The sequence below is a fragment of the Thermotoga sp. 2812B genome, assembly GCF_000789335.1.
Taxonomy (GTDB): domain Bacteria; phylum Thermotogota; class Thermotogae; order Thermotogales; family Thermotogaceae; genus Thermotoga; species Thermotoga maritima.
On record NZ_CP003408.1, the window covers coordinates 625,161 to 639,579 of the forward strand.

A 14,419-nucleotide genomic window follows, 5' to 3' on the forward strand; every position below is an offset into this window, starting at 1 on the left:
TCCTTATCCAAAGATGAGATTCGGAATGAACAGTACGATCTGCGGGAAGAAGATAACCAGAAGTATCGCCAGTATCGTCACAAACAGAAAAGGCCAGGATGCCTGTATGTATTCTTCTATGGTTGCACCGAGCACAGAACAGCCGGCATACATGGAAGCACCTACAGGTGGTGTCTGGTTACCCATGGCAGCAGATAGAATGAACACCAGACCGAAGTGAACGGGATCTATTCCCACCTGTCTTGCCACAGGAAGCAGGATTGCTGTAAGCATGAGAATCAAAGCCGTTGCGTCCACAAACAAACCAGCGAAGACCAGGAACAAGGAGATCATTATCATCAGAACGTTTGGATTGGAAGATATTCCAAGGAGGAACTCCGCGAGCTTTTCCGGTATCCTTTCCCAGATCATACCGTAACCAAAAATTGTGGACATCGAAAGTATGAACATCACACTACCGATATCACCAAGAGAATTCTCCAGGGTTTCCCAATAAAAGGTTTTGAAAGACATCTCCCTGTGTATTATGAATCCCACCAGCATTCCGTACAAAACTGCGAAAGAACCAACCTCCGAAGGGGTGAAGATACCGCCTCTCAAACCCACAATCAGCAAAACCGGAAACATAAGAGCCCAGATACTCTTTCCAAGAGATCTGAAAACTTCATTTACCGGTGCTCGTTTCTCTCGTTCAGGTGCAAGGTTCAATCTTTTAGCAACAAACCATATGGTGATCATGTAAACCACCATCAAAAGAAGTCCAGGTCCTATTCCCGCCGCAAAGAGCCTTCCTATGGAGACCTGACCGATCGTACCGTAAATGATGAAAGCGATACCGGGAGGAATGATAGGAGTGATCAGGGACGTCCAGACGTTCACAGCAACAGCGAATCCTCTTGGATAGCCTCGTCTGAGCATCTCTGGACCGAGCATCCTTGTTTCCATCGCCGCGTCCGCAATACTGGATCCGGAAACTCCTCCCATCAACGTGGAAAGAACAGCTGAAACCTGACCGAGTCCTCCTCTCATGTGACCAACGAGGGTAGAGGCAAAATCGAGAAGTCTTCTCGTCACACCGGCAGAATTCATCACATTACCAGCCACAATAAACATGGGAATAGCAAGCAACGTGAAATTCACCGTTTGAGAAAGCAGTCTCTGTATCGGAATGGTGATGGGAAGTTCTGGATGTTGAAGAAACCAGAGGAATCCGGATATTCCTATAGCAAAGGCAACAGGCATGCCAAGCATCAGAAAAACAGCGAAGGCAATGAGCACTATGATCATGTCATCTTTCCTCCTTCTTGTTGCCTCTGAATTCTTCTATCAGCTTCAGTACAGTTGTTCTGAATAGCAAAATTGCACCAACAGGAACACTCAGTGTGACCCACGTGTAGCTGAAGTTCGGTATCCCCACGAAGGTTCTGTATCTTGTTTTATAGGAAAGATAAAAGCCCCACACGATAAGATAAACAATGAAAGCAAGGATAATGAGGTAATTCACTATTCTGATAATTTTCTGAGTCCTTTCGGAAAATTTCTTCACAAGGATGTCCACAGACATCATCTTGTTTTCACGCCAGGCCACATCCACTGCAAAGAAACAGGCCCAGGCAAAAAGAAAACTGCTTATATCAACAGCCCAGTTTATTGGATGCTTTAGAAATCTGGCAACTCCTGAAGCAAAAACGAGAACAATCATAACCATAAGGAGAATCTTAGCGGCGTGTTTTTCAAACTTCAAAAGAATTTGGTCCACTTTTTTCACGTCTCTCACCTCTGTCTGAATAGAGTGAAAGCCCGACCCAGAAGGGGCCGGGCAATTGATGATTACTCTCCCTTCACTTCCTTAATCAACTGGTTGAGAGCATCCTCAAGACCGAGATTCTTGTAAGCCTGTTTTGCCCTTTCCATAAAGGCTTCCTTGTCGATTTCAGAAGCTGGTATCACTGTCATACCCTTTTCGATACACTTCTGTTTGTATTCTTCTTCGAGTTCTTTCATGATTTTGAGAGAAACTTCGATTCCCGCCTTGTCCATCTCTTCCTCAATAATCTTCTGATATTCCTTAGGCAGGCTGTTGAACCAGTCTGCGCTGACGATTTCGAAGTTGATGAGAAGGAAGTGTCCCGTTTCAGACATATACTTCAAAACTTCGTACAGACCACCGTTGTAAACATTCGCGTAAGTGAGTTCCGCTCCATCGACCGCCTTCGTCTGGACCGCCGTGTAGATCTCTCCGAAGTTGATGGCAACAGGGATGGCACCGAGAGCTCTTATGGATTCTTGCCATGCAGGTGCACCGGGAGTTCTGATTCTCAAACCATTCAGGTCTTCCGGTTTCCTGATGGGTTTGTTTGTCACAAAGTGTCTGTAACCCTGCACCCAGTAGAAGGAGAGAACTTTTATACCGAATTTCTGTTCCAACTCTTTCAACCACTTCTGCATCGTTGGAGACTGCTTGATCTTCTTCAGAACCTCCATCGCCTCTTCAGGAGTTTTTGCGCCCATGAAATCGATGAAGTATGCAAGGTTCATGACACCGATGTCTTTAACGTACATTCCAAGCCTTGCAGAGTCCGTGTTCCATCCCACAGGCGCTCCCATTCTGATCTGCTCGATGATGTCCTCTTCCACTCCGAGTTGTGAACTCGGAAAGACTTCAATTCTAACATCGCCGTTCGTTCTCTCTTCAACTGCCTTGGCCCACTTCAGAAACGCCTGATGGTACGGTTCGCCTGGAGCAAGAACGTGTCCAAATCTCAGTGTGTACTTCGCGCCGAACACAGCCGACACTAAAAACACGCCTAAAATCAGCATCAAAAGAAGCTTTCTACCCATTAACCCACACCTCCTCGATAAAAATATTTTTTTCTTATGGTACTATAACCATATCTTTGCAAAAAAATTTTATGTCTCAATCGGATAGAAAGTCAATGGTTAACATTTCTGTTACATAATGTGGTGATAGTATACTGATGAGGAGGGATGAGATGAGAGTTTTCTCTTTTCTTGGCGACAAATACCACGATCACGATCTCTTTCTGGAAACCTTGAAATATGCCTTAAACTGTGAGATCAATGATCTTCAACCTGAGAATTTCCCAGAGGTCAGAAAACTCCCAGGTCTTGTTGTCATAGGACGCTGGAACCTCCTCGATGATGAAACACCGTGGCTCAAAGACGGAGACATCGAGATTCTGGAAGACTATGTGAGATCTGGAGGAAAGCTCTTTGTCTGGCACTCCGGCCTTGCACGTTTTCCAGAGAGTTACAACAGGCTCGTTGGAGGAAGGTTCATCCACCATCCACCTCAGAAGAAAGTGAGATACTACGGCAAGGACGTTGAATTTGAACTCGTGGATGAACACTATTTCGTGGATCTGTATTCCGATGTGGAGATATTCCTCTGGAGCGAATCAGAAGACGGTACTTCCATTGCGGGCTGGACGAAAAGATACCACAACGGAAAAATACTGGCCCTCACACCTGCTCACAGCGAGGGCCTGAAGGATCAGGTCTTTAGAGATTTTTTGAAGAAAATTCTCAACACCTTTGTCGATCAGACTTCCTGGTAACTCTCCACCGGATAGTCGATCTCCTCGAGCTTCTTCAAAACACTGTCCAGATCTTCCGTTTCGACAATCACCTTTTTCTCTTCCACACTCACTTCGTAGTTTTTAACTCCCAGTTCTTCCAGTGCCTTCGAAATTCTCATTTTGCAGTGATTGCAGGAAATATCCGGAACGTTGAGAACGTACTTCATAGCAGCACCTCCTCACAGAAATTGAGATTCTATCTCTTTTATTATCCTCTCTTCTTCGTTGATCTCTTTCACAACCCTGTTGAGATCCTCCAGAACCTTTTCAACATCCAGACCTTTCTTTTCACAGGCATCCTTCAAACTTGCCATCTTCGCACAGCAAGTGTCAAAACCGTATTTTCTGAGCGCCTTTTCCAGTCTCTCATGGGCTTCCATGATTTCCTTGAGAGTGGTATCCTCTCTTATCTTCTCAATTATTTTCCTCACCTCCCTTTCTAGCAGTTATCAAACGTACCACATCGCCCAGGAGGTGTTTTTCTTTCTCGATCACAAATCCTGCTTTTTTTATGTTGTCAACCGTTTTTCTGAGCATGCTTGTTCCCAAAAGAAGTTTTGTGAAGATGTGCATCACAAACAGCATCGCGTTAACGTAGCATTTTCTACTTCTCATGTGTTCGAGAAAAACTGCTTTTCCAGAGGGTTTGAGAACTCTGTGAACTTCTTTCAAACCTTTCACAGGATCAGGCACTGTACAGAAGACAAACGTGGAAACAACGCAGTCGAACTCTCCATCTGAAAAAGGAAGATTCTGAACGTCCGCTCTCAACAACCTCACCCTTTTCTCAGGAAATTTTTTCAACCTTTCCTGACACACCCTGAGCATTCCTTCACTGATATCTACACCTACAACATCCACATCGTCTGGATAGTACGGAACGTTCTTTCCAGTGCCGATACCAACTTCCAATATTTTCTTCCCTTCTACTCTTTTGAAGAGTTCTTCACGAAACCGTGAGAAAAACTTTTTCTCGATAAAACCTTCGAACCTATCGTACAGTGCCGCGAATCTGTCGTACTTTCTCTCAACACTCATTCCCTCACCCTCATGGAGTTGAGGGTCACGGTGATGGAACTGAAGGCCATGGCGAGTTCTGCGATCACCGGATGAAGCAGTCCCATCATCGCCATGGGAATGGCTACTACGTTGTAGAAGAAGGCCCAGAACAGGTTCTGTTTTATGATTTTGAAGGTTTTTCTTGATACTTCGATGGCATCGACCACTTTCGATATGCCACCTTTTGTTATGATGATGTCTGCGCTGTCGATGGCAAGATCTGTTCCCGAACCTATCGCTATTCCAACATCTGCCCCTTTCAAAGCGGCGGCATCGTTCATACCGTCTCCCACCATCGCAACTTTCTTTCCCTGAGCCTGGTAAGACCTCACAAGGTCCAGTTTTTCAGAAGGCTTCACACCTGCGTGGAACTTTTCTATTCCAAGGCGTCTTGCAACCGCTCTTGCAGTCTTTTCGTTGTCTCCCGTTATCATGACAGGTTCTATTCCCATCTCCCTGAGTTTTTTAATGGCCTCGGGACTGTCTTCTCTGATTGGATCCTCTATTGCGAGAAATCCCACAACTTCACCGTTTCTTCTCACCTCAACCACGGTCTTTCCTTCCTCCAGAAGAGTTTCATACTTTGAATAATCCAGAGGCTTTCCAACAAAATACTCTTCTCCTTTGTAACGTGCCCTCACTCCTTCTCCTGGGATCTCTTCCACGTTTTCTATCTCAACCACATCCTGAGAGAGTTCAGAGATTGCCTTCGCGAGCGGGTGGTTCGAGTTTCTCTCTATACTCGCAACAATTTTGATCAGTTCAGCGGAGAAATTGTGATCCACCACTTTCGGACTTCCTTCGGTGAGCGTTCCCGTCTTGTCTGTGAGCACCACTCCTACATCCTTCGATGTCTGAATCGCCTCGGCGTTTCTTATGAGAAGGCCCTTCTTTGCAGCAAGTCCCGTTCCCGTGACGAGCGCCATGGGAGTTGCAAGACCAAGAGCGCACGGACACGCTATGACGATGGTTGCAACGAAGACGAAGACAGAGAAGGTCAGCGGGTCACTGGTTTGTATGATCCACGGAAAGATCTCTCTTGCCTTTTCTACAAAGGGAAGGAACCGTTCGTAATTGAAATACCACACCAGGGCACTGACTACTGCAAGAATAATGATCGTGGGGACAAACCACATGGTGATTCTATCGGCCAGAGCCTGAATCGGTACCTTCGAACCCTGTGCTTCCTGAATCAATTTGATCATTTGAGACAGAAAGGTGTCTTCTCCTATTTTTGTGACTTTTATTTTGATAGGACTCGATACGTTCAAAGAACCGCCGATCACTTCATCGTTTTCCCTCTTCAAAACCGGTATGGATTCTCCCGTTACTACAGATTCATCGATTGAAGATTGGCCTTCCACAATCACTCCATCCACAGGAATCCTTTCACCGGGTTTTACCAGTACGATGAACCCTTCTTTCACTGCTTCTATCGGCATCATTACTTCTCCTTCATCGGTGATGACGCGGGCTTCTTTTGCTTGAAGTTTCAAAAGGGCCTTGATTTCCTTGCTGGCCCTGTCACGCAGGTAAGATTCTATGAAACGTCCTGTGATGTGGAACGCAACGATCATCGCACCGATGGCACCAAAGGACATCACAGGAAGTCCCACACTGTCAAGTACAGCCGTCACCCAGGAAGTCACCGCACCGAAGAAGATGAGTGTGTCCATGTTCGTGTGTTTGTGTGTGAGGGCTATCCATGCTCCTCTGATCGTTCCTCTTCCCACGTAGAACGTAACGAACGCACCCGCGAAGACCTCTATCCAGGTGAAATAGGGCACTTCAGAAACAAACATGTGGTAGATCATGAGGAGGGCAAGGGGGGCTGTGACGAGCCAGGCAAGTATCAGATTTCTTTTTGACTCTTCGTATCGCTTTCTTTCCACATCTTCTGGAGATTCTGTTGTTACTCCGTATCCCACTTCCTCCACGGCTTTTTTGATCTCCTCGAAGGAAATCTCTTTCTCTGCCACGATGAACCCAGTCGAAGTAGCAAGGTTCACCGCTGCAAATTTCACCCCGTCGAGTTTTCTCAGGGCCTTTTCAACGGTCTTTGCACAGGTGGCGCAAGTCATCCCCGTCACGGTGAAGGTCTTCTTTATCTCTTCATTCTTTGCAGCACGATCCTCCATCGTTTTCTGATCGGCCATCCTGCCACACCTCCCTCGCCCAGGTTTCCGCGATGCATGCTCCCATGGTAACGGCGACCTCGAGGATCTCTTTTATTTCATCTTTTGTGGCACCCATTTCAACTGCTTTTTGGTAGTAACTCCGGGCACAGGGTTTGCACTTTTCCACAACCGCTATGGCCAGGGCTGTCAGCACTTTGTACTTTGCAGGGATTGAACCATCAGAAAAAGCCTTATTTCTCATCCTCACAACCGCACCGCTCACCTCAGGAAATTCTCTCCTCCACCTTTCGAATTCATCCATTCTGGATCTTCCCCCTCATTCTCTCGTATTCTTCTTCTGTGATCTCACCGCGAGCGAACCTTTCTTTCAAGATCTCAAGAGCTCTATCAGTTCTTCCCACTCTTTCATGTCTTTCTCCTCCAAGCCATCTGAAAAGAAAGACAAAGAGTACCACCAGAATAACTGCCCAGAAAATCATCATGATAAGACCTCCCCAGTTCCAGGGCCAGAAGCCCCAGCTCCAAAAACAGAATGGACACATCGTTTATTCCTCCTTGCTAAATTATGCTATACTAATTGTAGCATATTATGGAAGCCTAATTCAAATCGAAATTTTCCAGTAAGGAGGTGGATTTTATGAAAGTGAAAGATCCTGTCTGTGGAATGAAGATCGAAAAGGAAGAAGCGGCAGAAAAGGTCGAGTACATGGGGAAAGAGTACTATTTCTGTTCTCACGAATGCGCTGAAAAGTTCAAAGACAATCCGGAACAGTACGCCCATCAGGGAAGATCACGCGGTTGTTGTCATTGAAAAAGGCGCCGCCCGGCGCCTTTTATTCATTCAGGATCTTTTCTATCTCTTCCATCACATCTTCTGTGAGTTTTTCTTTGATCTCAACTGCTTTCAGGTTCTCTTCGAGCTGTTCCGGTCTGCTCACTCCGAGAATGACACTGCTGACGTTTTTGTTCTTCAAGATCCACGCGATGGCAAGCTGTGGAAGACTCGCACCGAGCTGATCCGCTATATTCTGGAGTTTTCTGAGCTTTTTGAAGGTTTTTTCGTTGAGAAGTCCTCCTTCTTCGAGCCACTTCCTCACCTGCGGGAACGTGGCAAGCCTTGAGCCTTCAGGTATTCCGTTGTTGTATTTTCCAGAGAGAAGGCCAGACGCGAGTGGTGAATAAGTGGTGAGACCCATGCCGTACTTTTCGTAGAGAGGTGCGTACTCTTTTTCCACCCTTTCTCTCACGAACATGTTGTACTGCGGCTGTTCCACGATGGGAGGCATGACACCCAGTTCTTTACAAACCCTGTGCGCTTCCTCTATCTCCTTTGCACTCCACTCGGAGGTTCCCCAGTAGAGTGCAAGCCCCTCTCTCAAAATGTAGTCCATCGCGAAGACAACCTCTTCCATGGGAACGTTCGGATCGGGTCTGTGACAGTAGAGGATATCCACGTAGTCCATCTGAAGCCTCTTCAAAGAGTTCCAGGTCCCCTCGAGAAGATGCTTCTTCGAAAGCCCCAGATCGTTCGGCCCACTTCCACCCCAGAAGATCTTCGTGGAAACGACAAGGTCCTCTCTTCTGAAGTTCTTGAGTATTTTTCCAAGCATCGCCTCTGCTATTCCACCCGCGTACGCCTCTGCCGTGTCGAAGAAGTTTATTCCACTGTTGAACGCCTTTTTCACCACTTCTGTGGCAGTATCGAGGTCGAGCTGTTTTCCGAACGTAAGCCAGGATCCAAGAGAGAGTTCACTGATCTTGACACCCCATTTTCCTACCTTTCTGTACTCCATCGAAAACACCCCCTTACAGCAGACTTGAAACGAGCACTCTGTTTCCCTCGGACTTCACACAGGCTTCTATGAATGCAAGATCCTTCAGAGCCTGAACCGGACTTCCCAGATCGTTAGGTTTCCCCTCCATAACCACCTGATAGAAATCTTCAAACTCTTTCTGGTAGCTGTTTTCTTGTGGAATTCTTATTTCCTCCTCGTTCACAACAATCTTGTCCCAGAATACTGAAATTCTTCCCTTCGTTCCTGTGATTTCAAACCGCTCTTTTCCCTTCAAGGAGTAAGAAACCGTGTAGTTTCCAACTGTGCCGTTTTCGAACTCGAAGATAGAGGAAAGAAAATCCATTCCCCCGAGAAGAGGAGAAAGATCCTTCGCGACGGCGGAAACCCATTCTATCTCACCAAGGATCAACCTCATCGCCGCCGCGTGGTGAACACCACCGTCCGAGAGAAAACCTCCAACGTGCTTCGGTTTCTTTCTCCAGTCGGTGTGAACGTACTTGTTGTTTTCGTCCATCCCCACCCAGATCTGCCAGCTCATGAAAACAGGATCACCTATCGCCCCGCTCTCAACGAGCTCTTTTGCCTTCCAGAACGCTGGAACGTGCCTGAAATTTTCCGCGATGTAGACTGTCTTTTCAGACTTTTCGGATAACTCGACAACCTTCTTTCCCGTTTCTACGTCCGTTGAGATGGGTTTTTCACAGATCACATGGGCTCCCTTTTGAAGGGCCTTTTCGATGAACGGGAGGTTCAATTCAACGGGGAGTGTGAGATCGACCGCGTCAACAAGACCAGAATCCAGAAGTTCCTCGTAGCTATCGAAAACAACAGGTTTTCCGACCATTTTCGCGAACTCTTCAGCGTGAGACTTTGTTCTACTCGTGACAGCCATGATCTCAAAAAGATGGGAAAGGTTCTTCAGAGCAGGAAGGTGCAGCTCTCGAGCGGCGATTCCACACCCCACAACACCCAACCTGATTCTTCTCAAAGGCTTCACCTTCTTTCATGTGGCTTCCCAATACATTATAGTTTGAAAATGTTTTCATTTCAATGTTCGGTGAAAACATCGATCCAGGGTTTTTCAAATGAAAAAACGGTGTAGAAGATTATGGAGACGATAAAAAGTACAACTATCACTATTTTGAAATCTGTTCCGAGAGAATTTCTTTCCAGATTTCTCTCGAAAATCTCTGACAGAATCGCAGCAAGGAAGGTCACCACAAAAGCCCAGGAAAGATCCACAGCAAGCGATTCGATATGTCCAAAGAACACAGGGAGCATGTACCAGATGAGCACTATGAACCAGGGAAGAAGAACTGTTGATAGGATACGAGGATACCAGAACCCGTGTTTTTTCTTCGCGAAGAAATACTCGATGATGTTCGTGAAAAAGTACGCCCAGAAACCGATCTTGAGATGTTCAAAGACAGACTCGTCAACTCCACAGATGGGCTTTAAGAATTCCCAGCCGGAGAGTTCGTAGCCAAAGTGAAGAACAGCGTAGATACCCAGAAAGATCAAAGCCTTCCAGAGCATCATCACACCTCCCCTATACGAAGCTTGTACAAATTCTAACACCAGAACAAAAAAGGGCGGAAATCCGCCCTTGAACACGCTTCTGTTGGTAAAACTCTCACTCTTTCAGAAGGATCAAGACATCGAGCGGTTGCAGCCTTGCCTTTTTTTCATACAAATTTCCTTTGATCCGATCCCTGAACGTTCCTTCCGGCAAGTCAACGATCTGCGGTTCATGAGAGTGATTGAAGAGAAAGTAGAAGGTCTTCTCTCCCTTGACTTTCTTTATCACCTCTACACCATCTGGCGGTGTGATCTCTGCTCTGAGATCGTGTTCTCTCTCTATGAACTTCACAAGATCCCATACAAGATCGAAAGACGCGGAAGAACCTACGTAGTAAACCCATCCACCACCGTATCTGTTTCTCAACACGGCAGGTTCGTTCATGTAATAGTCCCTTCCAAATCTTCCGAGCACTTCCGCTGTGGTGGTTTTTATGCAGTCAAACACCAAACTACACTCGTACCTTTTGCCAAACATCAAGATTTCGTTTTTCTCTTCAGGTGGCAAAGCATCTATTTCTTCCACATAGCCCCCCATAAGATCGCGAAGATAACCTGGATAACCTCCCAGAACAACCTGATCGTCTTCATCGACAATACCGCTCATCGTTGTGAGGATCAAGATTCCTCCGTTCGAGACGTAATCTTTCAGCTTCTGTGCAAGTTCTTCGCCCACCATGTAAAGCACCGGAGCGACGATGACCCTGTATCTTTCAAAATTCTGATCTTTCCCAACAACATCGACTCCAAGACCGGTTTTCACAAGTGCCTTGAAATACTTTTCTGCTTCGTTCAGATATCTGAAGTCTATGTTCGGTGTGAGAGTGTCTTCCATCGCCCACCAGCTTTCCCAGTCGAACAGAAGGGCAGTCTGTGAGACAACCCTTGTGTCGAGAAGATCCGATAAGGACTTTATCTCTTCTCCCACTCTTTTCACTTCCCGAAAGACCCTTGTGTTCGGACTGTCGACATGTGTGATAACAGCCCCGTGGAATTTTTCTACTCCTCCCTTTGATTGTCTCAGCTGAAAGAACATGAGAGTCTCTGCACCGTGAGCGAGAGCGTGATAACTCCAGAGCCTCATCTCTCCTGGTCTTTTCTGGGGGTTGTACCATCTCCAGCACGCCTGCGAAGGAGACTGTTCCATCAGGACGAAGGGTTTTCCTTCTTTCAAACAGCGTATCAGAGAGTGTCTCAAAGAAATCACGGAGAAATCTTCTTTGTAACCGGGATAGTTGTCCCATGCTGCAACGTCCATATGCTTCGCCCATTCGAAATAGTTCCACTCCTTGAAAGTTGCCGCAATCAGATTCGTGGTGACGGGTATGTCGGGAGTGTGTTTCTTTATTGCCCTGTATTCCTCCAGGAAACACTCGAGCATACTCTGTGTCATGAAGCGTCTGTAATCCAGATAAAGTTCTGGAAGAACAGATTGATACCTGTCCTTTCTCCAGACGAGAACACTCCTCGTTGTTGGAACAGGAATCTCTTCCCAGGCGGTGAAGGTCTGGGACCAGAACCGTGTGTTCCATCTTCTGTTCAATTCATCGAGTGTGCCGTACTTTTCCTTCAACCAGTTCTGAAACTTCCCCCTGCAGATATCACAGTAGCAGTAGTTCAGGTATTCGTTGTTCACGTGCCAGAGAACGAGAGCAGGATGATCCTTGAAATGTTCTGCGAGTTTCTCTGCAATGTTTCTTGCAAAATATCTGTACTTCTCACTGTTGGGGCAAAAGTTCTGTCTGCCTCCCTTTTCTCGCTTTACACCGTTCACGTCTGTGAAAAGGATTTCAGGGTATTTCTGCGTCATCCAGTGAGGGGGAGCGGATGTGGGAGTTGCAAGACAGACGTAGATACCTTCTTTGTACAGGCGATCCATTACTTTTTCAAAGAACGAAAAATCGTAGGTGTTCTCGTCTGGTTGGATAAGACTCCATGAGAAAACCCCGATGGTGACCACGTTGATACCTGCTTCTTTGAACATCCTAATATCTCTTTCGAACGTTTCCTCGTCCCACTGTTCCGGGTAGTAGTCTCCTCCGTACCAGATCACAGGAAGTTTCGGATTTACCACCCATGTTCACCTCCAAAAAACCCCGGCGATCGCCGGGGCTTCCTCATTTCTGTTCTATGTAGAACTGTATCGGCATGGCGTTCCACGGGCTGAAGAACGGCGTTGCTGTCACCAGTTCCTCCGGTACGTTCTTGAAGTTGTTCTTGACAATAGCAGGAGATATATCTTCGCCCACCGTTCCTATCATCCAGAGATTTTCTCTGTGAATCTTCGTTACTTCTTTCATGAGTTCCTTGATCTTTTCAGGATCGGAAGTGTTCTGAATCTCCTTCCATACGTCGAGTAGTTTTTCGAGAGTCTCCTTTATACCCTCGGGTGGAACGATCGCATCTTCCTGCTGTAGATATTCCTTCAGAGATTCTTCTCCTTCAAGGTAAGAACCAGCCCAATCAGCCCAGCCAATGTACCACGCAGAAGCGTACTCCGTGCTTCCAGGAATGATCCATAGGGGATCCACAAGAGGCTGGCTTGCCCTATCCATCACCCAAGCCTGCGCATCGAAATCGTGCGCACTGAGCCTCGAATCGTAGAGTGACCTTTCGAGGTTCTCGATTTCGACCCGAACACCTATCTGTTTCCAGTATTCTTTCACCATTGTCCAGACATCAACATGGGTCTGACCGGTGACCTGTATGGTGAATCTCAGAGGTCTTCCATCGGGAAGGAGTCTGTACTCGTGCCTGCTGTCCCACTTCAGTCCCATTTCGTCGAGGAGCTTGTTTGCTCTGTCTGGGTCATACTCCGCATACGCCTTCTCCCATTCAGGATCGTAGTACGGAGATCCGCTCACGAACGAGGCTTGCCTTGGTTCTGCCAGTCCGTTGAAGAGGATCTCGTTGATCTCCTCTCTGTTGATAGCAAGTGACAGCGCCTGTCTGAATCTCACATCCCTGAAAACTTCTCCGAGTACAGGATCTGGCGGATCGGATATGTTCAGCATCACCATGCTCACGGATCCATTGTCGGTTTTCCATCTCAAAACCCTGTAACCACCGCTCTTGGCGTTTTCGAGAAGAAGCGGCAAAACACCCGGGCCGGGTCCCAGAAGACCGATGTGCCTCCACTGCATATCGATTTCTCCGGAGATTGCTTTCAACATGATAACTTCACTACTTTGAACGTATTCGTGTCTGATCCTATCGATGTAAGGCAGTTGATTCCCTTCGATGTCAACTGCCCAGAAGTATGGGTTCCTCTCGAGAATGTAGAACTGTTCTGTTGGATCTGTGACGGGTTTCCAGGGTGTTAAAACGGGCAGATCAAGACTTTCGAGAAAATCACTTTTGTCATTGAAGAGATCTACCCATGTGTTGTGAACACCCTCAACCATTTTCTTTTCGATCTCTTCCATAGGAGTGTAATTTGGGTGGAATTGCTTCAAGAAATGTTTTGGAGAGCCTGTGAATCCTCTGTTCGCCACTTGAAGCAGAAACAGAGCGTACGGTTGTTTGAACACGAATTTCACCGTGTAGGGATCTGGAGCTTCCACCCTGTCGAGAAGTCTGTACCAGGCGGGTTTCGCAGGGGTGAGTTCATCATTCCCCAGTATATCGTCGACCCAGAAAAGGATATCTTCGGAAGTGTAGGGATGACCATCGGACCACTTCATGCCTTCTCTGAGATGAAAGACATATACTTTTCCATTTTCAAGTATGTCCCAGCTTTTCGCTACTCCCGGTACAAACTTCTCTCCGTTCTTGTCCCAGAACACAAGACTCGCCTGGTTGATTCTGGGAATACCCCACCTGTCAGAAGGTCCTTTCCAGACTCTCCTCCAGGTGCCACCGTACTGTCCTACACTCTCCTCAGGAACTACAACAAGAGGTTCCTTTGGAAGTCTCTGCTCGACCGGTGGGAGCTTTCCTTGCTTCACAAGTTCCGCAAGCATAGGTGCCTCGTTGAACTTTTCAATCCTTTTACCCGTGGCTTTGTAGTAGTCTTCAGGTGTTGCGTAGACACTCCAGGAAAGACCAATCACAATGAACAGTGAGACGAGCAGAAAAACAAAGACTTTCCTCATGAACACACCCCCTTTGATGAATGTTTTTATTTTTTTCCTCTAAAGAAATTTCTTCGTTATTATACTACCACCGCTGTACAAAGAGAACCAAACACGAAAAAATCCGATTTTCTGGAATTATTCACAACTATCGATAAATATCGATTTTTACCGTC

The 14,419-nt window shown here is 46.7% G+C and carries 16 protein-coding genes; 2 read left to right on the forward strand and 14 right to left on the reverse strand.

What is annotated here, in order from left to right; genetic code table 11:
* Positions 1–3: 3 nt before the first annotated feature.
* From T2812B_RS03170 to T2812B_RS03180, 3 genes are all read right to left on the reverse strand, one after another.
* The gene (locus T2812B_RS03170; RefSeq protein ID WP_008193641.1) at positions 4–1,287 is read right to left on the reverse strand and encodes a TRAP transporter large permease subunit; all 1,284 of its coding nucleotides are present in this window, start codon (positions 1,285–1,287) and stop codon (positions 4–6) included.
* Between the two features lies 1 nt (position 1,288).
* On the reverse strand, positions 1,289–1,768 hold the full coding sequence (locus T2812B_RS03175; RefSeq protein WP_008193643.1) for a TRAP transporter small permease: 480 nt from the start codon (positions 1,766–1,768) through the stop codon (positions 1,289–1,291).
* 62 nt (positions 1,769–1,830) lie between these two features.
* Positions 1,831–2,841 carry a C4-dicarboxylate TRAP transporter substrate-binding protein gene (locus T2812B_RS03180; RefSeq protein ID WP_008193644.1) on the reverse strand — a complete coding sequence of 337 codons (1,011 nt, stop codon included), beginning with the start codon at positions 2,839–2,841 and terminating at the stop codon, positions 1,831–1,833.
* Positions 2,842–2,993: 152 nt separating this feature from the next.
* On the opposite strand from T2812B_RS03180, the gene T2812B_RS03185 reads away from it, so the two are divergent.
* Complete coding sequence (locus tag T2812B_RS03185; protein ID WP_008193647.1) at positions 2,994–3,578, forward strand: ThuA domain-containing protein; 585 nt, start codon at positions 2,994–2,996, stop codon at positions 3,576–3,578.
* Here the strand turns inward: T2812B_RS03185 and T2812B_RS03190 are convergent.
* From T2812B_RS03190 to T2812B_RS03215, 6 genes are read right to left on the reverse strand one after another with little or no spacing between them, the layout of a single operon-like run.
* Positions 3,563–3,766 (reverse strand): heavy-metal-associated domain-containing protein, encoded by a 204-nt coding sequence (locus tag T2812B_RS03190; protein WP_008193649.1) that lies wholly within the window; start codon positions 3,764–3,766, stop codon positions 3,563–3,565. The genes T2812B_RS03185 and T2812B_RS03190 overlap by 16 nt on opposite strands.
* A 12-nt stretch (positions 3,767–3,778) precedes the next feature.
* A complete protein-coding gene (locus T2812B_RS03195) occupies positions 3,779–4,030 on the reverse strand; it encodes a DUF542 domain-containing protein (protein ID WP_008193650.1) in 252 nt (83 codons plus the stop codon).
* Positions 4,014–4,637, reverse strand: coding sequence for a class I SAM-dependent methyltransferase (locus T2812B_RS03200; protein WP_008193653.1), 624 nt, complete (start codon positions 4,635–4,637; stop codon positions 4,014–4,016). Before T2812B_RS03200 ends, T2812B_RS03195 begins: the two co-directional genes overlap by 17 nt.
* On the reverse strand, positions 4,634–6,814 hold the full coding sequence (locus T2812B_RS03205; protein ID WP_008193654.1) for a cation-translocating P-type ATPase: 2,181 nt from the start codon (positions 6,812–6,814) through the stop codon (positions 4,634–4,636). The genes T2812B_RS03200 and T2812B_RS03205 overlap by 4 nt, the downstream gene beginning before the upstream one ends.
* A complete protein-coding gene (locus T2812B_RS03210) occupies positions 6,771–7,097 on the reverse strand; it encodes a carboxymuconolactone decarboxylase family protein (RefSeq protein ID WP_008193656.1) in 327 nt (108 codons plus the stop codon). Before T2812B_RS03210 ends, T2812B_RS03205 begins: the two co-directional genes overlap by 44 nt.
* Positions 7,090–7,338, reverse strand: coding sequence for an SHOCT domain-containing protein (locus T2812B_RS03215; RefSeq protein ID WP_008193659.1), 249 nt, complete (start codon positions 7,336–7,338; stop codon positions 7,090–7,092). Before T2812B_RS03215 ends, T2812B_RS03210 begins: the two co-directional genes overlap by 8 nt.
* Before the next feature lie 95 nt (positions 7,339–7,433).
* Here T2812B_RS03215 and T2812B_RS03220 point away from each other — a divergent pair, with 95 nt between their 5' ends.
* Positions 7,434–7,607, forward strand: coding sequence for a YHS domain-containing protein (locus tag T2812B_RS03220; RefSeq protein ID WP_008193661.1), 174 nt, complete (start codon positions 7,434–7,436; stop codon positions 7,605–7,607).
* Between the two features lie 22 nt (positions 7,608–7,629).
* Here T2812B_RS03220 and T2812B_RS03225 read toward each other — a convergent pair whose 3' ends face one another.
* The 5 genes from T2812B_RS03225 to T2812B_RS03245 all read right to left on the reverse strand — a co-directional run bounded on the left by T2812B_RS03225 (position 7,630) and on the right by T2812B_RS03245 (position 14,264).
* A complete protein-coding gene (locus T2812B_RS03225; protein WP_004083050.1) occupies positions 7,630–8,589 on the reverse strand; it encodes an aldo/keto reductase in 960 nt (319 codons plus the stop codon).
* Between the two features lie 13 nt (positions 8,590–8,602).
* Positions 8,603–9,580 (reverse strand): Gfo/Idh/MocA family protein, encoded by a 978-nt coding sequence (locus T2812B_RS03230; RefSeq protein ID WP_008193664.1) that lies wholly within the window; start codon positions 9,578–9,580, stop codon positions 8,603–8,605.
* A gap of 59 nt (positions 9,581–9,639) precedes the next feature.
* Entirely contained in the window at positions 9,640–10,128 is a 489-nt protein-coding gene (locus T2812B_RS03235; protein ID WP_008193666.1) for a DUF6512 family protein, read from the reverse strand.
* Positions 10,129–10,225: 97 nt separating this feature from the next.
* Complete coding sequence (locus T2812B_RS03240; RefSeq protein WP_008193669.1) at positions 10,226–12,244, reverse strand: beta-galactosidase; 2,019 nt, start codon at positions 12,242–12,244, stop codon at positions 10,226–10,228.
* 43 nt (positions 12,245–12,287) lie between these two features.
* A complete protein-coding gene (locus T2812B_RS03245) occupies positions 12,288–14,264 on the reverse strand; it encodes an ABC transporter substrate-binding protein (protein WP_008193671.1) in 1,977 nt (658 codons plus the stop codon).
* Positions 14,265–14,419 lie beyond the last annotated feature (155 nt).